The 25,980-nt window shown below is 37.2% G+C and carries 32 protein-coding genes; 8 read left to right on the forward strand and 24 right to left on the reverse strand.

The window, feature by feature from the left end:
• Positions 1–154: 154 nt before the first annotated feature.
• The 3 genes from J7W16_RS13490 to uvsE all read right to left on the reverse strand — a co-directional run bounded on the left by J7W16_RS13490 (position 155) and on the right by uvsE (position 2,142).
• On the reverse strand, positions 155–433 hold the full coding sequence (locus tag J7W16_RS13490) for a YlbG family protein (RefSeq protein ID WP_210597843.1): 279 nt from the start codon (positions 431–433) through the stop codon (positions 155–157).
• Between the two features lie 237 nt (positions 434–670).
• On the reverse strand, positions 671–1,108 hold the full coding sequence (locus J7W16_RS13495) for a YlbF/YmcA family competence regulator (RefSeq protein ID WP_210597844.1): 438 nt from the start codon (positions 1,106–1,108) through the stop codon (positions 671–673).
• Positions 1,109–1,176: 68 nt separating this feature from the next.
• Complete coding sequence (gene uvsE / locus J7W16_RS13500; protein ID WP_210598040.1) at positions 1,177–2,142, reverse strand: UV DNA damage repair endonuclease UvsE; 966 nt, start codon at positions 2,140–2,142, stop codon at positions 1,177–1,179.
• A gap of 74 nt (positions 2,143–2,216) precedes the next feature.
• On the opposite strand from uvsE, the gene J7W16_RS13505 reads away from it, so the two are divergent.
• The gene (locus J7W16_RS13505; protein WP_210597845.1) at positions 2,217–2,987 is read left to right on the forward strand and encodes an ATP-grasp domain-containing protein; all 771 of its coding nucleotides are present in this window, start codon (positions 2,217–2,219) and stop codon (positions 2,985–2,987) included.
• Here the strand turns inward: J7W16_RS13505 and J7W16_RS13510 are convergent.
• The 4 genes from J7W16_RS13510 to J7W16_RS13525 all read right to left on the reverse strand — a co-directional run bounded on the left by J7W16_RS13510 (position 2,974) and on the right by J7W16_RS13525 (position 5,345).
• Positions 2,974–3,390 carry a hypothetical protein gene (locus tag J7W16_RS13510; RefSeq protein WP_210597846.1) on the reverse strand — a complete coding sequence of 139 codons (417 nt, stop codon included), beginning with the start codon at positions 3,388–3,390 and terminating at the stop codon, positions 2,974–2,976. The genes J7W16_RS13505 and J7W16_RS13510 overlap by 14 nt on opposite strands.
• An 89-nt stretch (positions 3,391–3,479) precedes the next feature.
• The gene (locus J7W16_RS13515) at positions 3,480–3,743 is read right to left on the reverse strand and encodes a YlbE-like family protein (RefSeq protein WP_210597847.1); all 264 of its coding nucleotides are present in this window, start codon (positions 3,741–3,743) and stop codon (positions 3,480–3,482) included.
• An 18-nt stretch (positions 3,744–3,761) separates the two neighbouring features.
• Complete coding sequence (locus tag J7W16_RS13520; protein WP_210597848.1) at positions 3,762–4,181, reverse strand: YlbD family protein; 420 nt, start codon at positions 4,179–4,181, stop codon at positions 3,762–3,764.
• Between the two features lie 78 nt (positions 4,182–4,259).
• Positions 4,260–5,345, reverse strand: coding sequence for a CAP domain-containing protein (locus J7W16_RS13525; protein WP_210597849.1), 1,086 nt, complete (start codon positions 5,343–5,345; stop codon positions 4,260–4,262).
• A gap of 214 nt (positions 5,346–5,559) precedes the next feature.
• Between J7W16_RS13525 and J7W16_RS13530 the strand changes: the two genes are divergently transcribed.
• Positions 5,560–5,919: a YugN family protein gene (locus tag J7W16_RS13530; RefSeq protein WP_210597850.1), complete on the forward strand. Its 360-nt coding sequence runs from the start codon at positions 5,560–5,562 to the stop codon at positions 5,917–5,919.
• Positions 5,920–5,951: 32 nt separating this feature from the next.
• Here the strand turns inward: J7W16_RS13530 and J7W16_RS13535 are convergent, their stop codons facing one another.
• Entirely contained in the window at positions 5,952–6,422 is a 471-nt protein-coding gene (locus tag J7W16_RS13535; protein ID WP_210597851.1) for a TcaA NTF2-like domain-containing protein, read from the reverse strand.
• Positions 6,423–6,569: 147 nt separating this feature from the next.
• On the opposite strand from J7W16_RS13535, the gene ytvI reads away from it, so the two are divergent.
• On the forward strand, positions 6,570–7,628 hold the full coding sequence (ytvI, locus tag J7W16_RS13540) for a sporulation integral membrane protein YtvI (RefSeq protein ID WP_210597852.1): 1,059 nt from the start codon (positions 6,570–6,572) through the stop codon (positions 7,626–7,628).
• Positions 7,629–7,804: 176 nt separating this feature from the next.
• On the opposite strand, the gene J7W16_RS13545 is transcribed toward ytvI, so the two are convergent.
• The 6 genes from J7W16_RS13545 to cyoE form a co-directional block, all read right to left on the reverse strand.
• Complete coding sequence (locus J7W16_RS13545) at positions 7,805–8,341, reverse strand: DUF420 domain-containing protein (protein WP_210597853.1); 537 nt, start codon at positions 8,339–8,341, stop codon at positions 7,805–7,807.
• 160 nt (positions 8,342–8,501) lie between these two features.
• Positions 8,502–8,846: a cytochrome C oxidase subunit IV family protein gene (locus J7W16_RS13550; RefSeq protein ID WP_210597854.1), complete on the reverse strand. Its 345-nt coding sequence runs from the start codon at positions 8,844–8,846 to the stop codon at positions 8,502–8,504.
• Between the two features lies 1 nt (position 8,847).
• Positions 8,848–9,468 (reverse strand): cytochrome (ubi)quinol oxidase subunit III, encoded by a 621-nt coding sequence (locus J7W16_RS13555; protein WP_210597855.1) that lies wholly within the window; start codon positions 9,466–9,468, stop codon positions 8,848–8,850.
• Positions 9,469–9,471: 3 nt separating this feature from the next.
• Entirely contained in the window at positions 9,472–11,340 is a 1,869-nt protein-coding gene (ctaD, locus tag J7W16_RS13560; protein ID WP_210597856.1) for a cytochrome c oxidase subunit I, read from the reverse strand.
• A gap of 16 nt (positions 11,341–11,356) precedes the next feature.
• A complete protein-coding gene (gene coxB / locus J7W16_RS13565; RefSeq protein WP_210597857.1) occupies positions 11,357–12,379 on the reverse strand; it encodes a cytochrome c oxidase subunit II in 1,023 nt (340 codons plus the stop codon).
• Positions 12,380–12,450: 71 nt separating this feature from the next.
• Positions 12,451–13,383, reverse strand: a complete 933-nt coding sequence (cyoE, locus tag J7W16_RS13570) for a heme o synthase (protein ID WP_210598041.1) — start codon at positions 13,381–13,383, stop codon at positions 12,451–12,453.
• Between the two features lie 290 nt (positions 13,384–13,673).
• Between cyoE and J7W16_RS13575 the strand changes: the two genes are divergently transcribed.
• On the forward strand, positions 13,674–14,576 hold the full coding sequence (locus tag J7W16_RS13575) for a COX15/CtaA family protein (RefSeq protein ID WP_210597858.1): 903 nt from the start codon (positions 13,674–13,676) through the stop codon (positions 14,574–14,576).
• Positions 14,577–14,644: 68 nt separating this feature from the next.
• Here the strand turns inward: J7W16_RS13575 and J7W16_RS13580 are convergent, their stop codons facing one another.
• The 3 genes from J7W16_RS13580 to glsA all read right to left on the reverse strand — a co-directional run bounded on the left by J7W16_RS13580 (position 14,645) and on the right by glsA (position 17,526).
• Entirely contained in the window at positions 14,645–16,066 is a 1,422-nt protein-coding gene (locus J7W16_RS13580) for a cryptochrome/photolyase family protein (protein WP_210597859.1), read from the reverse strand.
• A gap of 97 nt (positions 16,067–16,163) precedes the next feature.
• Positions 16,164–16,445, reverse strand: coding sequence for an Fpa/YlaN family protein (locus tag J7W16_RS13585; RefSeq protein ID WP_210597860.1), 282 nt, complete (start codon positions 16,443–16,445; stop codon positions 16,164–16,166).
• 154 nt (positions 16,446–16,599) lie between these two features.
• On the reverse strand, positions 16,600–17,526 hold the full coding sequence (glsA, locus tag J7W16_RS13590; RefSeq protein ID WP_210597861.1) for a glutaminase A: 927 nt from the start codon (positions 17,524–17,526) through the stop codon (positions 16,600–16,602).
• 100 nt (positions 17,527–17,626) lie between these two features.
• Between glsA and J7W16_RS13595 the strand changes: the two genes are divergently transcribed.
• Positions 17,627–18,136, forward strand: coding sequence for a peptidyl-prolyl cis-trans isomerase (locus tag J7W16_RS13595; protein WP_210597862.1), 510 nt, complete (start codon positions 17,627–17,629; stop codon positions 18,134–18,136).
• Between the two features lie 59 nt (positions 18,137–18,195).
• Here J7W16_RS13595 and J7W16_RS13600 read toward each other — a convergent pair whose 3' ends face one another.
• A complete protein-coding gene (locus J7W16_RS13600; RefSeq protein WP_210597863.1) occupies positions 18,196–19,524 on the reverse strand; it encodes a PhoH family protein in 1,329 nt (442 codons plus the stop codon).
• A gap of 338 nt (positions 19,525–19,862) precedes the next feature.
• Between J7W16_RS13600 and J7W16_RS13605 the strand changes: the two genes are divergently transcribed.
• Entirely contained in the window at positions 19,863–20,027 is a 165-nt protein-coding gene (locus J7W16_RS13605; protein ID WP_210597864.1) for a YlaI family protein, read from the forward strand.
• Positions 20,028–20,076: 49 nt separating this feature from the next.
• Here J7W16_RS13605 and J7W16_RS13610 read toward each other — a convergent pair whose 3' ends face one another.
• Together J7W16_RS13610 and typA are read right to left on the reverse strand one after the other, a co-directional pair.
• On the reverse strand, positions 20,077–20,400 hold the full coding sequence (locus tag J7W16_RS13610; protein ID WP_210597865.1) for a YlaH-like family protein: 324 nt from the start codon (positions 20,398–20,400) through the stop codon (positions 20,077–20,079).
• Positions 20,401–20,427: 27 nt separating this feature from the next.
• On the reverse strand, positions 20,428–22,266 hold the full coding sequence (typA, locus tag J7W16_RS13615; RefSeq protein ID WP_210597866.1) for a translational GTPase TypA: 1,839 nt from the start codon (positions 22,264–22,266) through the stop codon (positions 20,428–20,430).
• 228 nt (positions 22,267–22,494) lie between these two features.
• Between typA and J7W16_RS13620 the strand changes: the two genes are divergently transcribed.
• The gene (locus tag J7W16_RS13620; protein WP_210597867.1) at positions 22,495–22,695 is read left to right on the forward strand and encodes a DUF6358 family protein; all 201 of its coding nucleotides are present in this window, start codon (positions 22,495–22,497) and stop codon (positions 22,693–22,695) included.
• Positions 22,696–22,715: 20 nt separating this feature from the next.
• On the opposite strand, the gene J7W16_RS13625 is transcribed toward J7W16_RS13620, so the two are convergent.
• From J7W16_RS13625 to J7W16_RS13635, 3 genes are all read right to left on the reverse strand, one after another.
• A complete protein-coding gene (locus J7W16_RS13625) occupies positions 22,716–23,603 on the reverse strand; it encodes an NAD(P)-dependent oxidoreductase (protein WP_210597868.1) in 888 nt (295 codons plus the stop codon).
• Between the two features lies 1 nt (position 23,604).
• Positions 23,605–24,405, reverse strand: coding sequence for an inositol monophosphatase family protein (locus J7W16_RS13630; RefSeq protein ID WP_210597869.1), 801 nt, complete (start codon positions 24,403–24,405; stop codon positions 23,605–23,607).
• A gap of 156 nt (positions 24,406–24,561) precedes the next feature.
• On the reverse strand, positions 24,562–24,780 hold the full coding sequence (locus tag J7W16_RS13635; RefSeq protein ID WP_210597870.1) for a hypothetical protein: 219 nt from the start codon (positions 24,778–24,780) through the stop codon (positions 24,562–24,564).
• A 189-nt stretch (positions 24,781–24,969) separates the two neighbouring features.
• On the opposite strand from J7W16_RS13635, the gene J7W16_RS13640 reads away from it, so the two are divergent.
• A complete protein-coding gene (locus J7W16_RS13640) occupies positions 24,970–25,602 on the forward strand; it encodes a YktB family protein (protein WP_210597871.1) in 633 nt (210 codons plus the stop codon).
• A gap of 19 nt (positions 25,603–25,621) precedes the next feature.
• On the opposite strand, the gene J7W16_RS13645 is transcribed toward J7W16_RS13640, so the two are convergent.
• Positions 25,622–25,876 (reverse strand): UPF0223 family protein, encoded by a 255-nt coding sequence (locus J7W16_RS13645; RefSeq protein ID WP_210597872.1) that lies wholly within the window; start codon positions 25,874–25,876, stop codon positions 25,622–25,624.
• Positions 25,877–25,980 lie beyond the last annotated feature (104 nt).

Consider the following 25,980-nt stretch of genomic DNA (forward strand, 5'->3'; position numbering starts at 1 on the left):
GATTAGCGAAATATACAACAGGATTATTTAGCTTTAATTGGTGGTAATCACCGTTTTATTAATCAAAATTAGCTATTTCCTCCTGTTTTCTTAAAATAAAAAAAGGTCTCGATCAGGTCAGCAATTGACCTTTTAGAGACCTTTCCTATATCTTCTAAATTCCCATCTTATAATCGTACTCTTTCGCTTTATCTGGCTTAGCGTTTTGATATTCAGTTGCAATAAATGGACGCATGGACGGTTTTACATCTCTCACAAAGTGAAAGGATTGTAGCTTTTCAACGACATCTTCAACTTTGTCTTGATCACAATAAAAAATAACATACTTCATCTTCTTTGACACGTAATGCACATGACCGAAGCGACGAAGCTGTCTTGCGAATTTCAATGATGTTAACCACACAGCCACCCCTTGACGCTTTGCATCTATCATAATGACTTCTCCTTTATTCTCAATCTACATAGTGAAGTTAGTCTTAGTCTAGCACGATCATAGGGTGACAGCAATACACAATGATGTGATAGAACGAAACCGGTATAGTGCGACCTCAGCTCGTTCGCTCATTGCCACACTCTTGAGAAGTTCACTCAATCGTTTTAATACCTTGGCAATGGCTTCTCTTCGCTGCGATAGAACGAAACTGGTATAGTGCGACCGGTTTCGTTCTATCTATTTACATCCGCAGCTTCCGCTTCCGCAGCCACCGCTGCATGACATATTGTCGAAAAATGGGTTACCAGTTGGGACTTTGATCGTTGATGATACGGATCTTGCGATAATTTCGCTAATTTCGTTTAGCATCGTCTCAAGTTCTTTTTCAGCTTTCTTAAACGCAATGACGGTTTCCGTTAGGTCCATTTCACGTTTTAATTTCCTAATATCTGTCGAAATTTTATCGTAATCGGGGTGGTATTTCCCGAATCGTTGAATGTCTTCGTATTGATCCTTCATGCTATTAAACCGGTTGATCCGTTCCTGGGCAACCGAATCAGACTGTAATGCTTGCTTTGCTTGAATGTATTGCTCATATGGCTCTGATTGTACCACCGCTTGAGATAATTCATCTGTGTGGTCTAATAGTTCCATTGTTTTCATAGTTGCTAGCATGTTTGGACACCTCCTACCGTTGTAGTATACCACGTCTCTAACCAATTAAAAAACCACAGAGCATTTAATCAACTAGAGAATGTGAAAGATGCTTGAGATGTAACATCAATTCCTTTGAATGACATTAGATCTTTCATTAATTGAAGTAAGGCAGCATCCTTCTGTTTTGCCTCAATCATGACGTCTAAGTGCGGAACACTCCCATCAATTAATGTCAGAAATCGGTAGAATCGTTCAGCATCAATAAAGTCATGATGGCGACGATCATTTTCCCCTTCTTTTGGACTAGAGATATGCATTTTCACTGGCAGAGGGCTCTGATTCCATGTCTGAACAACCCTATTCCACAAAGCTAGCAGCTCAAGAGATTCATGATTAACATCATAATGGTGGAGATCAAATACAACTGGAACGTTTAATTTTTCACCTAAATACAATGCATCTTCAACAGTATAGGAAACATCATCATTCTCAATCATCACCATCTTTTGTAAAGAGGATGGAATGAGACCGAAATTTTCAATAAATTGTTCTAGACCACTTTCTTTCCCCTGCTTCTTACCACCGATATGCAAGACACAGCGATGCATTGGATCAATCCCCATCCCCTTTAACCATTTTAAATGGGGAATTAGTGACTTAGTCGATTGTTTGTGTACATCCATTGAAGAACTATTAAGAACAACGAAATGATCAGGGTGAAAATCAACTCTCATTTTTTCTTGTCTAATAAATTCACCTAGTTCTTTTAGTGAATCTGCAAGTGCCTTTTCATAGCGCCAGCCTTCAGTCAGTGGATGGTCTGCTAGTGGAACTAATTTTGAGGATAGACGAAAAAAAGTAATATCATGAGCTTTATTATGCTTAAGCAGTCTAAGACAATTCTCAATGTTGGATCGGGCAATTCGTTCAAGTTTCCGAATCGCAGCCTCCCTATTTGAAATTTGTTCAAATTGTTTGACAGTCATCGTTTGCGAAGGAGAAGCATTTGAGAGCATTACACTCATCGCTACATAACCAAGTCTTACAGCAATCATTGACAATCCCCCCATTATACGTCTATAATTCACTCGTCAATTTATTGTAAAGAAGAAAGGTGCATCCTTAGATGAATATTGTGACATTTAATCCTTTTCGTACAATCGGTATCCCAGGAATTAAATATGTAAAACCAGAGCATATGTTTGAAGAAAGAGAAAAAATCGATGAAGCAGATGTTTGCTTATTCCCTGAGAATTGGCAAGTGAACTCGCTTGTTTACGGAATGAAGAAGAAAATATTTCCAAGTATTCAATCGATTCAATTAGGATTTAATAAAATTGAAGTGACACGCGGCTTATGGAGCGTTGTCCCCGAACACGTTCCTAAAACAGTTATTTTAGGGCGTAATCATGATAATATTAATCGTGTGTTTGCAGAATTTCCTTTTCCCTTTGTCGCAAAGGAAATTCGAAACTCTATGGGAAAGGGTGTATTTCTCATTGAAAATCATAAACAGTTTAATGAATATGCTGAGAATAATCCCTATTTCTATGTACAAGAATACTTGCCAATTGATCGCGACCTTCGTATTTGTTTCGTAGGCGATGAAGTTATTGCTGCCTACTGGCGTATTAATGATCGTAATACATTTAGAACTAATGTAGCTCAAGGTGCTCGAATTTCATTTGAAGATATTCCTGAGGAAGCCATTGATCTTGTAAGGCGCACTGCGAGAGCTCTCGGTGTCAATCACGCTGGCTTTGACCTCGTGTCTGCTGGAGGGAAATTTTATTTCTTGGAATTTAATACTCTCTTTGGAAATCAAGGGTTTCAGCAATTAGGTGTTTCTGTAGAACAACATATTTATAAATATTTAAAAGACACTATGGAATCGTAATTACTAACGTTTCCTCTAGACCTTCGTATGGGGAGCGGTCATTATTTACAACCATGATCTTAATCTCATGCGTTCCACTTTGAAGATTTTCAATATAAAAGGCAGGTTGAAATAATGTGGCCACATGATTGTCTTCAACATACAATCTAATATGGCCCTCTCCCTCCTGTGGAAGTGATCCTTCATGCTCCTTACTAAACGTGAACCCATTAATAAAGCACTCAATGAATATACTTTCACTAGACAGATTATGTTCAACAATAAGTTCGTTTTTTCCACTTGCTTGAACCTTGACTATTCCGACACTACTTAAAGGATTCACTTCTACAACATCAAATCTTTCCGCCGATACAATAGGGCAATAGCTCAAAAAGAAAATAAAAGCCAAGAGATAGTATTTCATAACAAAAACCTCCTCTTACACTAGCTTTTCACTCTCCTGTTCGGTTTATGTATAATTAATCCCAAAACAAAAAAAAGGACCTAGCTAAATTACTCAGCAGGTCCTTGGGGATTAGCTGGTGTCGCTTGCCCCATTTTCAACATCTCAATCATCATCATTGCCAAGCTCAGCGAATTTTGCACCTTTTCGACCCGTTGGGGTAATGTACGCCCATAAAATTGATTCGCTTCTTTTTCTAAAATCGCCACCTGACTTGGATCACGACTAAGCTTACGGTACCAGTTAGGATTTTGTCTAATAAAATAGCGTAACTCTTGACGTTCTGCCAGAAATTGTTGGACCTCAACTCTCATCTTAATCCTCCTTATGATCTAATCTCTTCGAAAGGAAAATGGGTGATCCTGTGGTCTTTGATTAGGTGGATTCGATGGTTTTTGAAATGATTGGATCACATTCTGAACATTAGTAAGTACCGAACTAAATTGACCTAAGTGATTTTGGAGATCTTCAACATTCAGGCGTTTCAAAACCCCCATAATTTGTCCTAGTGAGTCTGAAGCATTGGACTTTTTCGCAGTCGATTCTTCCTTTGTAGCTTTGCCACCAACATCCTTGCCAGCTTCGTCCGTGTTATTCTTCCATTGCTCGTGTTCTTCACCAAGAACCGACCACTCTTCAAAAAGCTCTTGCAAGCTTTTTCGTTTTTCTTTTACCTCTTTTAAAAGATGTGGATTTTTTTTAATAAATTCTTTAAACTGCTGAACTGATGGATGCAAACCTTCCGAACTCATCTCATCGCCTCCTTACACTCTTTATTGCTACTATACGCAAATGCCTAGTCCGATGTTCTAAGCATTTGCCCAGTGTTACTAAAGAGGCCAAGGAGTGTAAAAATTCTGTGTGAAGTAATCTTGATAAACACCGACACCAAGGTGAGTAAATTCCTCGTGTAATAAATTCACTCGATGTCCCTCACTGTTCAACCAACCTTCAACAGCAGCGATCCCATCGACATACTTAGCTGCAATATTTTCTCCAGCTAAGCGATAAGGAATATCGGCACTTGAGAAGCGATCAGCGACCTCTCCGAATGTAGGAGAGGTATGAGAAAAGTAGTTATTAATGCTCATGTCCTTACTATGTTGATAGGCTACGTTGGACACATCTTCCTCCCAGAGAAAAGCGTCTAGGTTATGTCTATCTCGAATGATATTTGTGTAATCAAATATTTGTTTAGCCTCACCCTTTTCAACTAAAGTCCATTGTTCCTCAGTTAATTGAGGTCGTTTAGGTGCTTCACCTATATAAGATACCGAGTAAGGTCTTTGTGAAACAAAGACTTCTGCTGTCATCATCCGAACACTCGATAGCTGCTTAGTATGTATATCAAAATATAATTGTACCCATGCATTTTCTATCTCTATAACTGGACGCATCTTCAAATCATCTTCACTCAGTTCAAATTGATAATCCCCTTTTTCTGTCTTCACATCAACTAATTGTTGAAATGTGAGTGCCTTATTAATCGAATCATATGTATCTCCTAGCGAAAACATTTCTCCGTTTACTCCACCTGAAAAGAAAGCTGTAACTACTGCCCCATTTTCAATACCAATCTGTAAATACGTATTTGTTTGCTCAGGATAAAGGTAGATCCACCACTCATAACCGTAAGCAGAGATATCCTTTCTGTTTGGCTCTCCAAATCTTTCAATCGTTTTTTCTTCTGACAATCCGATTAATCGTTCACTACCTGCTAACTGCAATTGATTCTCTTGAACCACTTCTGGTTCCTCTTCTACAACAGTAACTGTCTCTTCAGCCAGTTCCTCTTCAAGTTCGACCTCTTTCTCATTTTGTAGCAATTTTTGAATGAAATGATCTTCATTTGATTCAATATAGAGTAATGCGATTAAAAGACATAGTGCGGCAAATATGAGATATTTCTTTTTCATACATATACCCCTCTCGTTTTTCTTCCTCTTAACAAATTCGCATTGTGCATTGTCCTTTCCTCTCTCTAACAATGTAACCTTCTGTCATAATTGACCATGAACTTGTCGAAGAAAATCATTATCCATAAAACATTCACCATTTTGCGTTGCAACAGGAGGCGATTCATACTATCATAAGTAGAGTACATAAAAGATAATTGGAGGCGGATTTACTTTGAGATTTGATCATATAGAACTAGCAGATAAAGAAATTAAATTTGAAACACTTCGTTATGCATGCGAATCGATTGGTCTTGTGCACGCAGGACAATGGGATTATGAACGTGCAATGTTTGATTACAAGATCGTAAACCAGGGTGATGTTTATTACCTAAGAGTACCTGTTTATGCGATCAAAGGTGAAATCCCTAAAGATGATAGTATTGTTAAACTGATGACTCCTATCTTAGGTAAGCATTACTATCCACATGGCGTTGAATATGAAGGAGAGATTTTCTCTCAACAAATTATTGATAAATGCAATAAGAAGCTTGAGCTTCTAAAGACAAACCTTGAAAATAACACAGATGTATAAAATAGGACAACAAGGATTGATTCCTTGTTGTCCTATTTTCTCTCTTTGATTGTCTCGATTCGTAACGAAGTAGACTCAGTTGGACGAATAATTTCAAAACGAGTTTTCCGATCAATATGTTCTTCGCTTCCATTACTGCTAATAATGGTAACAGACTCAGTCCCATCGACAAAATATTCACCAGCTTCGCCAACATAGACTTGTTCGACTTCAAAATCATCTAATGTTTTTGAAGAATTTTCTCCATGTAGATCACTAACATATCTCCGTACTGAATGGTAGAAGCTATTATTGGTAATTAAAAATGGCTCTAGATCATTAAAATTACCTGTATTTACAGCATCAATCATTGTTACTTTGTAGCGGGTAACAAAATCAGATAACTCCTGAGCTTCTTCACCTTCTGCAACTGTTAATTGTGTTTCTTCCTCATTAGCTTGACAAGAGATAAGTGTGACAATCATTAGGATACCTAGTACGACATAACATAAGTTTTTTTTCAACATTCCCACCCCAATTGTTACAACAATAAAAACCAATTACTCGAATGAGTATAACATAGTTATGAATTTTAAAGCTATTATCTGTTCATGTAAGAATGTTCATACTATAATGGAAGTAGAGAAGTTGATCAAGAGAGGAGTCCAACATTGGCAGCATTCATAACGAAACGTACATTCATTATTATCCTAATTTTAACAGCGATTATCGTTGCAGCTTATTTTATATTACCTATATCAATTCCGATAGTTACAGCGTTCATCACAGCACTAATTCTTACACCTGCTGTAGACTCTCTTCACCACCGGTTGAAGGTAAGAAGGAATATTGCAGTAACGCTCGTCTTCACCCTATTTGTCTTTTTTATTGGATTTGCAGGCTACTATGTTGTAACACAAGCTATAACTCAAGGCACACAGGTCATCGAAAATTTACCACAGCATATTAATGATATTAATCGCTCTTGGTTAAATTTCCAACGAGATTTTGAGGAGAATTATGATAACCTACCACCAGATCTAGTACGACAGATCAATATCAATGTAACTCATACATTAAATGAAATTCGTGAAACAATCGGAAATCGCAATTTTATAAATGATTTAGCGTCAGTCGTTTCGAGTATTCCAGGTTACCTTGTCACATTTATCGTTTATCTAATTGCCTTGTTTTTGTTTCTGTTAGAATTGCCTCTTTTGAAGCAAAAGACATTCACGTACTTCTCTGAAAGAACAAAGGAAAAAGTTAATTTTATGACATCCAGACTAAAGTACGTCTTGTGGGGATTCTTGAAAGCACAATTTCTAGTAAGTATCATTATTTTCATCGTCTCATTAATAGGCTTACTTTTCATTGCACCAGAATTCGCACTATTGATGGCCTTTATTATTTGGATCATTGATTTCATACCACTAATTGGATCAATTGTTATTCTTGCTCCATGGGCTATTTTTCAGCTGATAGCTGGTGATGTGACAACAGGCACACAGCTTCTTGTTTTAGCAGCTGTACTGTTAATTATACGACGTACTGTTGAACCTAAAGTCATGGGTCAACAAATTGGCTTGTCACCACTAGCTACTTTGATTGCTATGTATTTAGGACTAATGATGTTTGGTATGATGGGATTCGTCATCGGACCATTAATTGTTATTGCATTTACCTCTGCCAAGGAAGCTGGTATCATTAAAATGAACTTCAAAATATAGGAAAAAGGGTGACTCAATTAGGTTGATAATTAAACCTGAATGAGTCACCCTTTAACATTAATTCTAAAACTAGACTAAACACCCTCTACTAACTAAAAATAAAAACTTGTCCCCTGTCTTTTTACAAAGACTTTGTCGACAAGCTTTTAAATCTTATATTCTACCTCAACTTAGTTTTAGTAGTATGGAGAAATCATTAAATAAACGATCACTCCTGTTAAGCTAACATATAACCAAATCGGCATTGTCCATCTTGCAATCTTACGATGACGAGCATTTTCCATATTCCATGCACGAGCTACGGCAGTAAGTGCTAATGGAACGATTGCAGCAGCCAAAACAATATGGGTAATTAATATAAAGTAATAAATTGCTGCATAATCACCACCGTATGGAGTCGACTCCGCTAAAAAATGATGGGCTACATACGTAACAAGGAAAAGCGTGGTCGTACCAAAAGCCGCATAGATGAATCTACGATGAACGGTTACATTTTTTCGAAGAATCGCAATTAATGCTCCGACTAAAAATAAGAATGTGAAGCTGTTAAAAATTGCATTAAGCATTGGCAAAATCTTAACATCAAATGCATCAAAGTTCTCTACCCCTGGTAACCCAGCCAATAAAGCAACCAAGCCATTAATAAGAATAGTAATAATGATAATAGCAGGTTTATAATTACGTTTTTTATGTGATCCATTTGTTACTTCCATTGTGACAACTCCTCTTAAAAATTCATGCCTTACTTCCTCTATTATACATGATGTTTGATTAGATACACATTTGAACCATTTTACAATCTTATGAACAATCGTGTTAAACAATTATTAAGGCTCCCACCTCAAATTGAGATGGGAGCCTACCTACTACTAATTAGTATTTAACTACACCAATCAATAACATAAGTGCTGCAATTGAAGGTACTGTTACAAAAATACCTGAAATCATAAATGCAGTAGCCCAACCGTGATCCTTATCTTTCAAATGCATAAAGAAAAGTAACTGTAATGCAAATTGAATAACAGCAAGAATCAAAATAAATGGAATTGCAAAAGAACGAGGTATGATGTCAGCACCAACAGCTAGGAAAGACAACAGCGTTAAGAAAATCATTAAGGCAAATACAACAATTTGTCTTTTAATTTCCTTGTTAATCTGACGCTTTTCCTCATTTGTCATCGCACTTTTTTCAAATGGTTGACTTAAATGATCTGCCATTCTAATGACCTCCTACTCCCATAAGATAGACGACTGTGAAGATAAATACCCACACAACGTCGATGAAGTGCCAATAAAGACTTGCCACATAGAACTTAGGAGCATTTGTTAAAGTGATTCCACTCTTATTATAACGAAGCAAAAGCACAATAATCCAGCTTAGACCAAAAGCAACGTGAGCACCATGTAAACCAACAAGTGTATAGAATGAAGATGAGAAAGCACTTGTTGAATAACCAAAGCCTTTGTGAACATACTCATAGAACTCATAAATTTCAAATGAGATAAAGGCAATTCCTAAAAGAACTGTGATCCACATCCAAATTTTAAACGATGTAAACTTGTTCTTTTTCATAGCGAACATTGCTAATACACTTGTTAAACTACTTGTTAAAAGAATCATTGTCATAATAAAAACAAGTGGTAGATGGAACATCTCTTGTGAAGATGGTCCATCAGCAATTCCGTTGCGAAGTGCTAAAAATGTACCAAAGAATGTTGCAAATAAAATTGTTTCCCCACCAAGGAAGAACCAGAAACCGAGAAATTTGTTTTTCCCTTCAAGTGTCGCTCTCTCAGGATGAGAGGGAAGCCCTTTTGAAGTATCAACTGTACCCGCCATTTTCTAGTTACCTCCTTTCTTAAGGTCTGCTTTTATTTGTGATGCTGGGATATGATAACCATGATCTTCTTTAACTGAACGGACGAACATTGCACCAAATGTAATTGCTAATCCACCGATCGCTACGATCCAAGGATTAATAATTGGATTTTCCATGTTCATCATAATAAAACCAAACCCTGCAAAGAAAAGACCAACTGACATGATTAATGGAAGGATTGAACCATTAGGCATATGAATATCTCCAACAGGCTCTGCCGGCTTCATCGTGCCATCACCATGAATTTTCTCATAAAACAATGGATCTAATGAACGAACTTGTGGTGTTTGAGCAAAGTTATACTCAGGAACTGGAGTTGGCGTTGCCCACTCAAGTGTACGAGCATCCCATGGATCAGCAACCGTTACACGTTCACCCTTGAATGCTGAGTAAATAACATTAATCACTAATAGAATTACACCAGCAGACATGAAGAATGTACCAATTGTACTAATTAAATTAAATAATTCTAAACCTTGATTTGGTAAGTATGTGAACACACGACGTGGCATACCCATTAAACCAAGTAAATGTTGAACAAAGAATGTCAAATGGAAACCAATATAGAAAATCCAGAAAAATAACTTCCCTAAAGTTTCATTTAACATATGTCCAAACATTTTCGGATACCAGTAAAATAAACCAGCAAATAATGCAAGAACTATACCACCAACAATAATGTAGTGAAAGTGAGCAACAACAAAATATGTGTCATGGTATAAATGGTCTACTGGAGCCATTGCAAGCATGACCCCTGTTACCCCACCAAGTACAAAGGTAGGTACAAAAGATGATGCAAACATCATTGATGTGTTAAAGGTAATTTTACCGCCCCACATCGTGAATAGCCAGTTGAAAATCTTAATTCCTGTCGGTACTGCAATTGTCATTGTCGTAATAGCAAAAATTGAGTTTGCTACAGGCCCCATACCAACTGTGAACATATGGTGAGCCCAAACCATGAAGCCTAGGAAGGCAATAATCATTGTTGCAAAAACCATTGCAGTGTAACCAAATAAACGCTTTCTAGAAAACGCAGGAATAACTTCAGAAATAATACCAAAAGCAGGTAATACTAGAATATATACTTCTGGGTGTCCGAAGATCCAGAAAATATGTTGCCATAAAACTGTGTTACCGCCCATACTTGGTATAAAAAACTGTCCATCAAAAATACGATCTAACATAAGTAGTGCTAAGCCAGCTGCAAGTGGCGTAAAAGCGAATAAAATTAGTGTTGAAGTAACAAAAGATGTCCATACGAATAATGGTAATCGCATCATTGTCATTCCAGGTGCACGCATATTAATAATCGTAACTAGGAAGTTAATCCCTGATACAAGTGTACCAATCCCCGCTACCTGTAAACCCAACACATAAAAGTCAAGTCCAACGCCTGCATAATCACGGCTTGAAAGTGGTACATATGCTGTCCAACCAGCATCTGGTGCTCCTCCAAAAAACCAACTCATGCTTAACAGTAATCCCCCTGCAAGGAAGATCCAAAAACCTAGTGCGTTTACAAATGGAAAGGCAACATCACGTGCTCCAATTTGTAACGGGATAATAAAGTTCATAAAGGCAAATAATAAAGGCGTAGCCGCTAAAAATAGCATGATTGTCCCATGCATTGTGATAAATTCATTAAAGGTTTGCCCGCTTAAGAAATTCATCTCAGGATACATGAGCTGGATACGCATAAATAATGCCATAATACCAGCTTTTACAAAGAAAAGCGTCCCGGCAATTAAGTACATGATGCCTAGCTTTTTATGGTCAACTGTTGTTAACCAATCCCAGACGACGCTTTTTTCCTTTTTCTGTGTAGCCAAAGGGTTAACCTCCTTCTTAGTCAATTGTTAATGATTCTAAGTAAGCAATAAGTGCTTCCATATCCTCATCACTCATTGCAGGATATGCAGGCATAACTGCACCTTGCTTAAGTCCTTTAGGATCACGAATCCAAGCTTCCAGATTTTCTGGAGTATGCTCAAGATAGTTAGCAATCGTCGTACGATTTCCAAAATTACTTAGTGCAGGTCCTGCAGCCGTACCCATTCCGCCTGTAGCATGACAGCCAATACAGCTGTTCTCTTCAAATACAGCACGACCTTGCTGTGCTAGTGTTTCTGTCGGTTCAGGAACTTCTGCTGTCATTCCCTCAACCCATGCATCATACTCATCACGCTCTAAAGCAATAACTTTAAAGTCCATTAAAGCATGTGCAGAACCACAAAGCTCAGCACATTTCCCTTTAAATACGCCAGGCTCATCTGCTTCTAACCATAAGTGATTAGTAATACCAGGAATGGTATCAACTTTACCACCAAGTGCAGGAACCCAGAACGAATGCTGTACGTCTTGTGCATGAAGTTCAAAAATAACCTTTTCTCCTACCGGAATATACACGTCATTACCGGCTGTAAATCCTTCTTTTTCATAATCAAATTGCCACCAGAATTGATGTCCAGTTACCTTAATTGAAACTGTATTTTCACCAACTTCTGGATCTGGTTCTTTATCTGCTAACATAAACGTTCCTGTAATTGTTGGAACCGCTAAAATTGTTAACAAGATGATAGGAATAACCGTCCATGTAATCTCAAGGGCAGTACTCCCATGAACTTGCTTAGGAATTTCGTCATCACCAGGATTTCGACGAAATTTTGCAAGAATGATAAAAAAGATAGCAAAGACAACAATCGTAACAAAAGCCATGATATACAATGATAGAAGCATATTATCAAATAACCATTGTGATTGTGGTCCCTTTGGATCAAGGGCAGTTAAATTCGTCTCCCCACAGCCCGCTAGTACGAATGCGAGCAATGAAAGAGGTAGAAAACGCCTAACAGTTTTCCAAAGTTTCATCTGTCAATTCAACCTCACTTTCGTAACATAATCTCTTTAGTAATATATCTTTAGTTATTGTTCATCTACTATTATATATGGACAATAACCATAAGAACAAAAAGAATCGTTAAATAATTAAGCGAATACACAAACATATACCTAGCCCATTTAATATCGTCCTTCATTATAAAACCAGCAATTCCTATAATTAACCAGCCTAAACCAAGAACCGCTGCAATAATCGTATAAACGATTCCAAAAGGATACAGCATTAAAGAAACAGGTAAAAGTGCCGCAACATAGACAACCATTTGTCGCTTAGTCATTTCAAATCCAGCCACAACCGGTAGCATTGGGATACCAGCAGCACGGTATTCTTCAACACGCTTCATTGCAAGTGCTAAGAAATGAGGCGGTTGCCAAAAAAACATAATAAAGAATAATAACCACGCATACGTGTGAAGTCCCCCGTCAATTGCCGCCCAACCAATTAATGGTGGAACAGCTCCAGAAAAGCTTCCTACAATCGTGTTCAGTGTTGTTGTTCGCTTAGTCCACATTGTATAAAGAACAACATAGATAAACAAACCAATTAACCCGATTACAACCGCTGTTGCAGTTGTTAAAGCCAAAAATCCTAATCCAAGCGCAGCCTGTGTTAAGCCAACTAGTAAAACATGATTAGCAGAAAAACGTCCCGTTACAGTCGGACGATCTTTTGTCCGCTCCATAATATGATCTATATCACGGTCAATATAGTTATTTAACGTACAGCCACCTGCCATCACAAGTGCTGCTCCTACTAATGCAAAAAGCATTTGTGCAAAATGAGCACCAATTCCTGTACTCGTATAGACAGCCGCTAAATAAATACCGGCAAATGTCGTAATCAAATTGGACGTGACAATCCCCTGCTTTGCAAGCACAAGATAATCTTTCCATGATTTCTGCTGATGAACAGCAACTGATGAATCCGAACCGATGACTTCTGTTGCTTCAAACGCTGTATTGGTCTTATTCATCATATCTTCACCTCCTTTGTAGAGTAACCAACACGATCCTTCTACAAAAATAAATTAGGTGCATTTACACCTAACAACTAGTACAGACACATTATATCTCAAATTCTATCTAGTTTCATTAAAATCATGAGTTTCACATTTTCTTCACATTTAGTCATTGCCACAAATTAGTCACTCTCGTAAAATTGACTTTTATACGGTTTGTCCATAAGATCAATGAGTAAGCAAACAATTACCTTTGCTAACTCTAGCACATATTATTACTTTTTTATAGAAGAAAGGTGTTGTGAATGCATAAAAAATTGAAATTTTTTGGTGTCCTAACCTCGATTGGTGTTCTAATTGTCCTTTTACAAGGTGCTCTTGTCACTAAAACTGGTTCAGGAGAAGGTTGCGGTGCAACATGGCCTCTATGTTTTGGAGAAGTTATTCCGACAAACCCAGCGATCGCCACAATCATTGAATATAGCCACCGGATTGTTTCAGGTCTAGTTGGTATCCTTATTATTATTCTTGCTCTATGGTCGTGGAAGCAATTGAAGCATGTGAAAGAAGCAAAAGCAATGGCAATTGCTGCCGTTATCCTTATTATTTTCCAAGGCTTACTTGGTGCTGGAGCGGTTGTATTTGGACAATCAAAAGCGATACTTGCCCTACATTTTGGTATTTCAGCTATGTCTCTCGCAGCAGTAGTCTTGTTAACCATTTTAGCGTTTGAAGATTCAAAAGCTAGTCATGTAGTTGCTACCGTTTCAAAAAGGTATAAATATTACTTCTTCTTTGTTATTACGTATTGTTACGCAGTTATCTACACAGGTGCATATGTGAAGCACACAAAAGCTACATTAGCATGTTCTGGATTTCCTTTATGTAATGGACAAGTTTTTCCTGGTTTTGAAGGACCTATTGGTGTCCACTATTTCCACAGAGTTGCTGGAACATTACTGTTAGTATTTTTATTAATTTTAATGATATGGACCATTCGTCATTTTAAATCAGAACGAGTATTAATGTGGGCGAGTATTATTTCATTCCTATTTGTATGTGCCCAGTTAATTAGTGGAGTTTCAGTCGTGTTTACGAAAAATGAAGTAATATCAGTTGGATTGCTACATGCTCTTATCATCTCAGTACTATTTTCGACCCTATCTTATATGGCAATGATTCTTTTAAGAAAATCTAATTTAAAATAAATTTAGTAGAAACTCAATGGCTCAATTCCCTTTGAGTTTCTTTTTTATGTTTTCCTTAAATTCCTTTTTTAAACATTTTTAAATAATTCAATTGCTCTTAAACGTTGGCTCTTATGGTCTACTGAAGGATATGGATAATCTTCTCCTATTACACAGGTTGACGCAACTTGTACATCTTTTGGCATTTTCCAAGGCTCATGAATATACCTTGTTGGAACATGCCCTAATTCTGAAACATATTTTCTGATAAACCGTCCTTCCTCATCAAAGCGTCGAGACTGAGTAACTGGATTGAATACCCTAAAATAAGGAACTGGATCTGTCCCAACAGATGCGGCCCATTGCCATCCTCCAATATTAGAAGAAGGCTCATAATCGATTAACATTTCAGCAAAGTAAGCCTCCCCTAAACGCCAATCAATTAAGTAATCCTTAGTTAGAAAAGAGGCAGTGGCCATTCTTAAACGATTATGCATCCAGCCCTCTTTCTGCAGCTGTCGCATTCCTGCATCAATTAGCGGAAAACCCGTTTCCCCTCTCTTCCACTTCTCTAGTAACTCAATGTCCTGATTCCAGTTTATTGATCTGTACTGCTCAGTAACTTCTTTTTGTTTACTTTCTGGATTAAAGTAATAAACCATATAATAGAAGTCTCTCCAAGCTAATTCCTTGATTAGTGTTTCTCGCCCTTCTGTATCTTGCCGCTCGAGAGCAGTATACAAAATTGTTCTCGCTGACAATGCACCAACTTTTAAATAGGGTGATAGACGACTCGTACCCATTAATGCAGGGTGGTCTCGGTGGGCTTTGTAGTTCAAGAGTTGCACCTTGAGAAAGTGCTCTAATCGCTCTAGTGCATCATTCTCACCAATTCTATCAAATGAATGAGAACATAAATTCTTTAATTGATGAAGCTTGAGTTCTCCCTCATCATCAACTACATCATCATTAGTTGAATAACGAGATAGGCTGCTCTCATCTAATCTTAGAGGAGGAGCTTTTTTCACTTTTGACCATGCCTTATAGTATGGAGTAAACACCTTATAAGGGTTACCGTCTGATTTTAATACTTGAAGCGGATGAGTAATAAAAGAATCTTCAAAAAAGTGAAAGCGTAAATCAGAGTAGCTCTTCTTCACGAACTGATCTCTTTTCATGCCTTCTCCTACTAAGTCTTGATTAACATAAACTTCGCTAAGTGCAGGATATCTGGTTATTAACTTTGCAAAAGCTTGTTCAATTCCACCTGTAATAATATGTAGTTGGATACCAAGGTTTTTAAGACGTTCCTTAAATTGTATCAACGTCTGAAAAAAATAATCATGATGAAGAGAAAGAGAGCCGTTATTTACAACGGGATCGTCTAAATGAAAAAAAGCAATCCATTTTGTATTATTTTTGCTCACACTTGATAGCACATGAAAAAGTGCTGTATTATCTTGTAAACGGAAATCTCTTCTAAACCAAATTGCCGCTGTCACCTGTGACATTGCATTTTTACCTCACCTTCATCATTAACAAAACGATCGTTGTCTTATCGAAAACTAAAAGGAAAAAGACCAAGCTACAAATATTAGCTTGATCTTTTTATTTACTCACTGAAGATTCGTGTAGGTCAGATAACTTTCTCTCAAGCTCATCAAGTATTTTCTTGCCAACTTCTTCCTCAATTAAGCCTAACCTGACAGCAAAATCTATTTCTCTGGATAAACCAAACATTTGTGTATCGAGAACTTCTTCATAAAGAGGACATTGTGGCATCGTTAGATTCTCTAATTGCACCTCTATAAGCTGTCGAATTTTATCCGCATCTGATTTCAGAAGGGCAAATGCTTTTTCTCTATCTCCAGTCACCATTTCTGCTGACATGTTGACCCCTCCCTCATGTGAATGATCTTGTCTTAATAGTATCTTTTTCGAGAGTAAAAAGCAATAAATTTCACACTTTATTGAGAAGGAAAGTCAATTGTTTAACAAATACAACGATAATATTCAATAATTTGTTAAAATAACTAGATTTCTTTTAAAAGATACTCAATTCATATTTTTCCGAGAGTAACTCTAACAATCGCATTCCTGCAATACTGTTTCCTTTGCGATCTAGTGCAGGACCATAGATTCCTATTCCCATTTTGTTAGGTACAGCACAAACAATACCACCAGACACACCGCTTTTTGCTGGTATACCAACCCTAATCGCAAATTCACCTGAAGCATTGTACATCCCACAAGTGACCATGAACGTTTTTACAATTCTTGAAACCTCCACAGGGATGATTCGCTTCCCAGTGCTATCTTTGCCATTATTAGATAAAACAAAGCCAATTCGTGCTAAATCATTACAATTAACTTCAATTGCACATTGTTTCGTATAAAAATCAAGTAAATGATCGATATCTCCAGAAATAACCTGGTGTTGCTTCATAAAATAGGCAAGTGATCTATTTAAATCTGCTGTTTCAAACTCTGATTTGGCAACCTCTTTACTATAGGTAATCGAATCATTACCACTTAACTCCCTAACAAATATCAATAATCTATTTAATTTCTCTTCAGTAGATGCTCCTTTGATTAACGCACTAACTGCGAGTGCTCCTGCATTAATCATCGGATTAAGTGGTTTGGATGGTACATGAGATTCTAATTTAGCAATCGAATTAAAGGGGTCGCCAGTTGGCTCCATCCCTACCTTGTCAAAAACAAGCTCCTCACCATGATCCATTATTGCTAATGCCAGAGTGAGAATTTTCGATATACTTTGTAACGTAAATAATTGCTGATGATTTCCTTCACTAAAGCATGTTTGTTGACCATCAAAGATCGATATAGCAATATCATCCGGATTCGCTTTCATCAAGGCAGGAATATAATCTGCCAGTTTGCCGTGCTTCGTATGTATCCTTACTTGATCGACCATTTCCTTTAAATCATTACCGTAGTTACAAATCATCTTATCCCCTCCATCTTATCCTATAGCTTTGCCAAAAGTGACAAAAACATTGAAACCCTTTATACTTTAAAAAGATATCCATTGTCAAGGAGGACGTATAATGCAAGAATTTGTATTTTTTATTGAAGGCACCGTCAAGAAACCATTAACGATTGATCCTACTGTTTGGATATTCGATGAACGGAAAGTTGATCTGGAGACTTACTTTGAGGAAGAGAGAATTACTGAAGATGCAGAGGAATTATATACAAAGGCTATATCTGCTCAGTGGGATAAAGAAATTCTAGAAGGTTCTTCCCCACCAAGTCCACAATCAAACGGCAACAAAATCAAGTACAATAAGCAGGAATTAACAAACGGCTCATTCGCTATGCCACTAAGACCTTTTTTAAATAATTGCGAGCCTTTAGAAGGTGTCTCAAAGGCTGAAATTATTACTACTACCGAGTCGATCATGATTGACTATTCAGTCGCTGTAGAAGCCCTAGTTGGTTTTTCAGCTAAAGGTAAGCCATTACGTGAGGATGGTCCAGTTCATTTGTATTTTGGAGATGGTTCAAACAAAGAGACGCCTATCCGAAACATCAAAAAAGTAATTTTACATAAATAGAGTTAGAATAAGACTGTCTAGGATGGCGATATCCATCTTAGACAGTCTTTATTAGGATATTAGAGCAAATCAGCAGCAAGCTGAGCAAGACCAGAGCGTTCCCCTTTTACGAGCTTAACATGACCACTAACTGTCTGATCCTTAAATCGTTCGACAACATAGGTTAGCCCGTTATTGTATTCATCAAGATAAGGGTGATCGATTTGCTGTGGGTCACCCATAAATACAATCTTACTTCGCTCTCCCACTCTAGTTAATATGGTTTTCGCTTCATGCTTCGATAGGTTTTGTGCTTCATCAATGATAATGAATTGATCTGGAATGCTTCTCCCTCTAATATAAGTTAATGCCTCAACTTGAATGGAACCCATCCCTGCTAATATTTGATCAAGCTCCCCTGGTTTTTTAGTATTAAAAAGAAATTCCAAATTATCATAGATTGGTTGCATCCACGGTCGGAGTTTTTCTTCTTTTTCACCAGGTAGATAGCCAATATCTTTACCTAGTGGAACAACAGGTCGTGCTACGACAAGTTTTTTGTATTTACCCATGTCTTCTGTTTGCATTAAACCGGCTGCTAATGAAAGTAAGGTTTTACCCGTTCCTGCCTTCCCAATCATTGTTACTAGACTTATGTCGTCCCTTAGTAACAGTTCTAATGCCATTCGTTGCTGGACATTACGGGAACGGATTCCCCATACTTGATCTGGATCATTTACAAATGGTTTGACTTTCTTTCCACATGGTTCTACCTTTCCAAGTGCTGAACTAGAGCCTCCAAGTGCATCTTTCATTATGATAAATTGATGTGGATAAAAAGGGTGCTTTGTTAACTCAGATAACATGATTTCTCCATTTGTATAAAAAGTTTTCATCACATCCGCATCCACATAAATCTCTACATAACCCGGATAGACATGATCAAACTCTATAACTCGATCACTAAGGAAATCCTCTGAATGCAGGCCTAATGCATCCGCTTTAACCCTAACAAGAGCGTCTTTACTAACTAGGATGACTTGCTTACCATCTTCCTTCTCCTGTTCTTCAATCATTAAGTTCAAAGCGACCGCTATAATTCGATTATCATTTGTCATATCTGCAAAAGAATCCTTGAGTCTTAAAAATGAACGATGGTTTAATTCAACACGTAAAATCCCACCAGATTCCAGCGGAACCCCCTCATGGAGCTTCCCCATACCTCTTAGGCTATCTATTTGTTTTGAAAATTGACGTGCATTTCGACCAACCTCGTCCATATTACGTTTTTTTGAATCGACCTCTTCTAGAACAACTGCTGGGATCACTATTTCGTTATCTTGAAATGAAAAGATAGAGTAAGGATCTTGTAAGAGTACGTTCGTGTCCAAAACGTAGATTTTTTTCAACATTCCGCCTCCTGACTAAAGAATCGTTTGTCTACAACCTGAATTGATTGAACTGTTTTCATTTAAACATGCTTCTTATTAATGAATGTATGTTCAAGCTTTTCAAGTTAGACGAACGAATCAGCGAAACACGAAAATAGGACAAAAATAGAGTAAAAAAATCTCTCTGAAAAAAAGTCCTTTTATCTTTTTTTCTAAGAATTGTACATCGTTATATCACACCTAAATTGTTTTTTGTGGAATGGAGGTAATATTCCCCTGAGTTTAGGTAACAGAACTAATGGATTTTCCTTTAGATTTTGCTTACAATAGAAGAGAAGAATGGGAGTGAATCAACCATGAGAGTAAAATGTGTATTATGTGATAAAATTGAGCAACTTGATGATCAATTGCCTCTTGCAAAGAAATTAAGAAATCGACCTATTCACACATATATGTGTGAAACCTGTCATGAACGTATTAAGGTTCAGACAGAGGGTCGACAATCACAAACAGCAGAGTAATATAAAAGGTGTCCTTACTGGTCAAATTGACCAATTAGGACACCTTTTTTCAGGCGTTTTTCTTACGATGTAGATGCAACCGAAAACGATACATCCCCAACACGAATCCAGATATTATGAGCACAACAATAATCGGTGCACCAAAAGCAAATTCTAAAAACCATAAGACAAAACAACCAATAATTAAGGTGAAATACACTAGAACTTTCTTAAGTGGTGGTAACTCTCTTGCAAATCCTAGGTTAAACACAATAATCGCAAGGACAACAATTGCTATGAAAGCATACAAACCATACCACTCATTTTCTGCAGTAGCTCTCATTAACCACGTCATACCTTCTAAGTCTTGCTCTGATATTTGTTGGCTCCCCATCATCCTCGGTCACCTACCTTTCTCCCATTACCCTTTTGCTGCTACTTTTCTACGCTTTTCTTCACGTTCACGCTCTGCCTTAGGAAGAATTTTCTTACGAAGACGAATAGATTCAGGAGTCAATTCACAGAATTCATCTTCATTTAAATATTCCAACGCTTCCTCAAGTGTCATAATACGAGGTTTCTTCATTGTCACAGTGAAATCCTTATTCGCAGAACGAACATTTGTCTGTTGCTTCATCTTTGTAATGTTAACAACAATATCGTTATCACGAGTGTGTTCACCAACAATCATACCTTCATAAATCTCTGTACCTGGCTCAACAAAGATTGTACCACGGTCCTCTACTTGCATAATACCGTATTGAGTAGCCTTTCCTGTTTCCATTGAAACAAGAACACCTTGGCGACGTCCACCAACTTGACCTGGTGTCATTGGTGCATAGCTATCAAATGAATGATTAATAATTCCGTATCCACGTGTTTGAGATAAGAACTCAGTTGTATAACCAATAAGACCACGAGCAGGGACTAAGAATTCAAGTCGAACTTGTCCACTACCATTGTTAGTCATATTAACCATTTCGCCTTTACGTTCACCAATTGATTCCATAACTGAACCTGTATATTCTTCAGGTACATCGATTTGAACACGTTCCATTGGTTCACATTTCACGCCATCAATCAAGCGGATAATAACCTCAGGCTTTGACACTTGAAGCTCAAATCCTTGTCGTCTCATATTCTCAATTAAGATAGATAAATGCAATTCTCCACGCCCAGAAACAATCCAGACATCAGGTGATTCTGTATTTTCAACACGTAAACTTACATCTGTTTCTAACTCTGACTTCAAACGTTCTTCAAGCTTTCTACTAGTAACAAATTTACCTTCACGTCCAGCAAATGGACTGTTGTTAACAAGGAACGTCATTTGTAGAGTTGGTTCATCAATACGTAAAATTGGTAATGCTTCTTGATGATCAACAGGGCAAACTGTCTCTCCTACATTGATTTCTTCCATTCCAGAAACAGCAATTAAATCTCCAGCTTTTGCTTCTTCAATCTCTGTTCTTTTTAAACCTAAGAAACCAAACATTTTTGTTACACGATATTGTTTAACTGAACCATCAAGTTTCATTAGAGCAACTTGTTGACCCACTTTCATTGTTCCTCTAAACACTCGTCCAATTCCAATACGTCCTACATAGTCATTGTAGTCTAGCATTGTTACTTGGAATTGAAGTGGCTCATCACTATTGTCAATAGGAGCTGGGATCGTCTCAATTACCGTATTAAATAGAGAAGACATGTTCTCATCTTGTTTCTCTGCATTTAGACTAGCTGTACCATTAATGGCTGATGCATAGACAACAGGGAATTCAAGTTGATCTTCATTTGCACCTAGGTCAATAAATAAATCAATCACTTCATCCACAACTTCTGAAGGACGAGCAAAATCGCGGTCAATTTTATTTACAACTACAATTGGTGTTAAATTCTGCTCTAATGCTTTCTTTAGAACAAAACGTGTTTGTGGCATACAGCCTTCATACGCATCGACAACAAGAAGAACACCATCAACCATTTTCATGATACGTTCAACTTCTCCACCGAAATCAGCATGTCCAGGTGTATCCATAATGTTAATTCGCTTATCTTCGTAATTAATCGCTGTATTTTTAGCAAGAATCGTAATACCACGTTCTTTTTCTAATGCATTTGAATCCATCGCACGCTCTTCTACTAGCTCATTTTCACGAAACGTACCTGATTGTTTTAATAGTTGGTCAACAAGAGTCGTTTTACCGTGGTCAACGTGGGCAATAATTGCAATATTACGTATATCGTTACGAATGGTCATATAATTTTTTTCTCTCCTTATTTGTTCATTAACTGTACAAGTATATCATATATTTTTTTTAATGAAAGCTTCTTAATCTATTCTTTATGATATTCTTTCCTATTATCCATAATAATCCACCTTCTTATACAGACAGGTTTAACGTATTTGTCACAATGTGGGGGTTTTTCTTTTAGACAGTTCAAGGTAAACTAAGAACATGTAATTCTGTTTAAACTGGAGGCACAAATGAAAAAAGAGAACGTATTATTTCTTTTACTAGCTACTATTACAGTCATTTGTATTATGAGCATCGGTGTTGCTGTTGCTGAGAGAAGTCTTCTCATATCATTTATATCTATTGCAGGAGTTGTTATTGCAACCGGCTTAGGTTTTACTCTTAGAAAAAAAGTTAGAGAATCAACTGAAGACAAAGAGCTTGATGCGTAAGGCATCAAGCTCTTCTTTTCTTACTGCTTTCTTTGCAAAGTCACGCCTGTTTTTTTCTCCAGTGGACGGATAATTGCTGAAACATCTTGCTCACCATAGTCTTTTTTTGCCTCAGCTACCCGCTTTTCACCTTCCTTAATTAGATCAACTGGCATTCCGACTTCTTCTGCCAGCTTTATAGCTAGAAGTATATCTTTATGTAAAAGATTGATTGAAAAACGCGGTTCAAACTTCCGGTCTAAAATTGCATCAACAGACCAATCCATGCTTTTCGAGAAACCAGCACTTCTTTTTATTAAATCATATGCTATTGCTGGATCGACCCCAGCTTTCTCTGCCATGATATAGCATTCGCCAAGTGCTGCTTGATGTACACCTATTAGCATGTTATTTAAGAGCTTAACAACCGTTCCACTTCCCATTTTCCCTACTAATACAATATAGGATCCATATGCCCTCATGATCTGTTCAGCTTTATCGAAGGGGTCTTGCTCCCCACCACACATGATTGTTAATGTACCAGCTTCAGCCCCCATCGGTCCACCACTAACAGGTGCATCCAGAAAGGCAGCTCCTTTATCTGCTAATTGCTTAGCAACTCTTTCATTTGTTTCCCTATCAACGGTTGAATGATCAATAATGATTTTACCTGGTGTCGCACCTGCAATTAAACCATCATCACCTTCATATACATCAATAATCGTTTGAGGAACAGGCAAACACGTCATCACGACGTCTACGATTTCTATTAGTTCTCTTGGGCTACCTGCTTCCTTGGCACCAAAAGCTATAGCCTTTTCAATAGGGCCTCTGCTTCTACTAACTACAAAGGTTTCATAACCCTTCTCAACTAGGTGCTTAGTCATAGGCAGACCCATTGTACCAAGTCCTATAAATCCTACTTTCATTTTATAGCTCCTCTCCGACATAAGATGAGACCATTTCTTTGTGAAGATGTGGCTTACCTGCAATAAATGTACTCGGAAGTAATAAACTTAGCGGCTCTCCGTGGAAAGTCGATGCTTTGCAACCAACCTCATTTAATAAGACAAGACCAGCAGCATAATCCCAAGGTGATAGATTCACACTTAAGTAACCATCTAATCGATCTGCAGCTAAATAAGCAATCTCAATTGCCGCTGAGCCGATCGATCGTGTGCTTCTAACATCTCTTACCAAAGCCTTTAACGGATTTCGGTATTGGTTTTTTTCTTCGACAAGCCATTTTGCATTAACACCAATAATTGATTCATTTAACGGTCTTTCTTTTACGGGAACTAAAGGCTCTCCATTTATGTATGCACCATTTCCATTTGTAGCATGAAAAAGCTCGTCAGTCATCACATCATAGACAAGGCCAATCATCCCGACCCCTTCATGATAAATAGCTACGGAAATCGCAAAGTTGTATTTCTGATGAACAAAATTCATCGTTCCATCAATTGGATCTATAATCCATACAGTGCCTTCTAATGAACTTAATTCTTCTGCAACACCCTCTTCCCCTAAAAAGAAATGTTCTGGATAGGTCTCACTTATTTTTTCATAGAAGAAGGACTCAATCGTCTTATCCACCTCTGTTACCAAATCATTTACATTCGATTTTGATTCTATTAGAATCGGTCTCGAGAAAGAATCTTTAATGATCTTTGCTGCCTCATAAGTCCACTTACGAGCTGTTTTTTCAAGCTCTTGCCAATCGTATGTCATATAAAAACCTCCTAAGTTGGATTAGCTTTTATTTTGCTACTTTTTCCATTATGACATAGTTTTTCTAAATAGAAAAATAAACGGCTAAAAAAGAGAAAGAGGCATCTAAAAGGAAATTCGATCTACCCCTTTAGACACCTTCGTTCTATTTGCCACTTACTTTCTTGAAACGACCATATTCAGACTATATTCACCATATTGTACTAGTTCCTGTCTTAACAATTCTAAGCGATGTTTCGTCGCTTTCATTTCATCTAGGTCTTCCTTAACCATCGCATCATGTAACGTAGCTAGCTCATAATTTATTTCGAGACGCAACACAGGAATTCTATTTTTTCCGTCTTCTCTCATCAATGTGTTCATAACTTGTTCCATTTGCTACACTCCCTTTTCGCTAATGCTCGCTTATGATATTTTTGATTATTCAGTTATTATATTTATTTTAATTGAATTTTCAGAAAAAATCAAGTGATCTATCTAGAATGAAGTCAAGGCGTCACATTCGTTTAATTTACATTCATTATGTTAAAATATAATAAAATTAACTATAAGCGAGGGTTTATTATGAGCTTGTCAGGATTTAAAGAAACAGATTTCAATGTATTTAAAATTGATGGATTAGAAGAGCGTATGTCTGCAATTCAAACTCAAATCCAACCAAAGTTTAAAGATTTAGGTGATGTGTTGAGTGCTGATTTATCGATGTTACTTGGGAATGAGATGTACTTGCATATCGCCAAACATGCACGTCGGAAAGTAAATCCACCTAAAGATACGTGGATGGCGATTGCTCACAACAAGCGTGGATATAAAAAGCATCCGCACTTTCAATTAGGATTGTTTGATGATCATCTTTTCGTGTGGCTCGCTTTTATTTACGAAGTACCAAATAAAGCTACAATCGCAAAATCTCTATTAGAGCAGCAGGAAGAGTTATTTTCATCACTACCAGACGACTATGTTATTTCTCTGGACCATATGAAAAAAGAAGCCACCCCACTAAAAGAACTATCAGATGACGATCTAACATCTTCACTTGTCCGATTTAGAGATGTAAAGAAAGCTGAATTTTTAGTTGGACGTCATTTAGACACAAATAGTTCAATTGTTCAGGATGGACAAGCTCTTTTAGAATTCACAAAGAATACCTATGAAGAGCTTCTTCCTCTTTACCGGGTGGCAATGGCGTCTGAATAAGTCAATGGTGACCTAAAAATTATTTTTTTGGGTCACCTTTTGCTTTTTTAATAACTTCATAGCATGATATTCCTAATTCACGATCATACTCCTTGAATAGTTGTTTCTCTTCACTTTTACTTGGAACGATTTCTTTAAAACGACGGTAACGAGCTAGAATTTCATCACGATTTACTTTATTTTTGTATGCCTTCTCCATAAACTCAAAAAATTGAATAACATCGACAACTTCTTCCGTTGACCAGTCTAACGAGATAGGTAAATTTTTATCCATTGTTTTTTACTCCTTTTTCTTTACATTGAACTTTATCATAACAAATTTGGATAAATAGGGGTAATTTCGTCAAATGTAAACAAGAAGAGACAGATGTATCTATG

It is taken from the genome of Halalkalibacter suaedae (genome assembly GCF_017939705.1).
Taxonomy (GTDB): Bacteria; Bacillota; Bacilli; order Bacillales; family Bacillaceae_D; genus Halalkalibacter; species Halalkalibacter suaedae.

Bases quoted from the DNA above. Each gene is read 5' to 3' on its own strand.
- J7W16_RS13490 (WP_210597843.1), bottom strand. From the start codon at position 433: ATGATAGATGCAAAGCGTCAAGGGGTGGCTGTGTGGTTAACATCATTG.
- J7W16_RS13495 (WP_210597844.1), bottom strand. From the start codon at position 1,108: ATGCTAGCAACTATGAAAACAATGGAACTATTAGACCACACAGATGAA.
- J7W16_RS13505 (WP_210597845.1), top strand. From the start codon at position 2,217: ATGAATATTGTGACATTTAATCCTTTTCGTACAATCGGTATCCCAGGA.
- J7W16_RS13510 (WP_210597846.1), bottom strand. From the start codon at position 3,390: ATGAAATACTATCTCTTGGCTTTTATTTTCTTTTTGAGCTATTGCCCT.
- J7W16_RS13515 (WP_210597847.1), bottom strand. From the start codon at position 3,743: ATGAGAGTTGAGGTCCAACAATTTCTGGCAGAACGTCAAGAGTTACGC.
- J7W16_RS13520 (WP_210597848.1), bottom strand. From the start codon at position 4,181: ATGAGTTCGGAAGGTTTGCATCCATCAGTTCAGCAGTTTAAAGAATTT.
- J7W16_RS13525 (WP_210597849.1), bottom strand. From the start codon at position 5,345: ATGAAAAAGAAATATCTCATATTTGCCGCACTATGTCTTTTAATCGCA.
- J7W16_RS13545 (WP_210597853.1), bottom strand. From the start codon at position 8,341: ATGGAAGTAACAAATGGATCACATAAAAAACGTAATTATAAACCTGCT.
- J7W16_RS13550 (WP_210597854.1), bottom strand. From the start codon at position 8,846: ATGGCAGATCATTTAAGTCAACCATTTGAAAAAAGTGCGATGACAAAT.
- J7W16_RS13555 (WP_210597855.1), bottom strand. From the start codon at position 9,468: ATGGCGGGTACAGTTGATACTTCAAAAGGGCTTCCCTCTCATCCTGAG.
- coxB (WP_210597857.1), bottom strand. From the start codon at position 12,379: ATGAAACTTTGGAAAACTGTTAGGCGTTTTCTACCTCTTTCATTGCTC.
- cyoE (WP_210598041.1), bottom strand. From the start codon at position 13,383: ATGAATAAGACCAATACAGCGTTTGAAGCAACAGAAGTCATCGGTTCG.
- J7W16_RS13575 (WP_210597858.1), top strand. From the start codon at position 13,674: ATGCATAAAAAATTGAAATTTTTTGGTGTCCTAACCTCGATTGGTGTT.
- J7W16_RS13580 (WP_210597859.1), bottom strand. From the start codon at position 16,066: ATGTCACAGGTGACAGCGGCAATTTGGTTTAGAAGAGATTTCCGTTTA.
- J7W16_RS13585 (WP_210597860.1), bottom strand. From the start codon at position 16,445: ATGTCAGCAGAAATGGTGACTGGAGATAGAGAAAAAGCATTTGCCCTT.
- glsA (WP_210597861.1), bottom strand. From the start codon at position 17,526: ATGATTTGTAACTACGGTAATGATTTAAAGGAAATGGTCGATCAAGTA.
- J7W16_RS13595 (WP_210597862.1), top strand. From the start codon at position 17,627: ATGCAAGAATTTGTATTTTTTATTGAAGGCACCGTCAAGAAACCATTA.
- J7W16_RS13605 (WP_210597864.1), top strand. From the start codon at position 19,863: ATGAGAGTAAAATGTGTATTATGTGATAAAATTGAGCAACTTGATGAT.
- J7W16_RS13610 (WP_210597865.1), bottom strand. From the start codon at position 20,400: ATGGGGAGCCAACAAATATCAGAGCAAGACTTAGAAGGTATGACGTGG.
- typA (WP_210597866.1), bottom strand. From the start codon at position 22,266: ATGACCATTCGTAACGATATACGTAATATTGCAATTATTGCCCACGTT.
- J7W16_RS13620 (WP_210597867.1), top strand. From the start codon at position 22,495: ATGAAAAAAGAGAACGTATTATTTCTTTTACTAGCTACTATTACAGTC.
- J7W16_RS13625 (WP_210597868.1), bottom strand. From the start codon at position 23,603: ATGAAAGTAGGATTTATAGGACTTGGTACAATGGGTCTGCCTATGACT.
- J7W16_RS13630 (WP_210597869.1), bottom strand. From the start codon at position 24,405: ATGACATACGATTGGCAAGAGCTTGAAAAAACAGCTCGTAAGTGGACT.
- J7W16_RS13635 (WP_210597870.1), bottom strand. From the start codon at position 24,780: ATGGAACAAGTTATGAACACATTGATGAGAGAAGACGGAAAAAATAGA.
- J7W16_RS13640 (WP_210597871.1), top strand. From the start codon at position 24,970: ATGAGCTTGTCAGGATTTAAAGAAACAGATTTCAATGTATTTAAAATT.
- J7W16_RS13645 (WP_210597872.1), bottom strand. From the start codon at position 25,876: ATGGATAAAAATTTACCTATCTCGTTAGACTGGTCAACGGAAGAAGTT.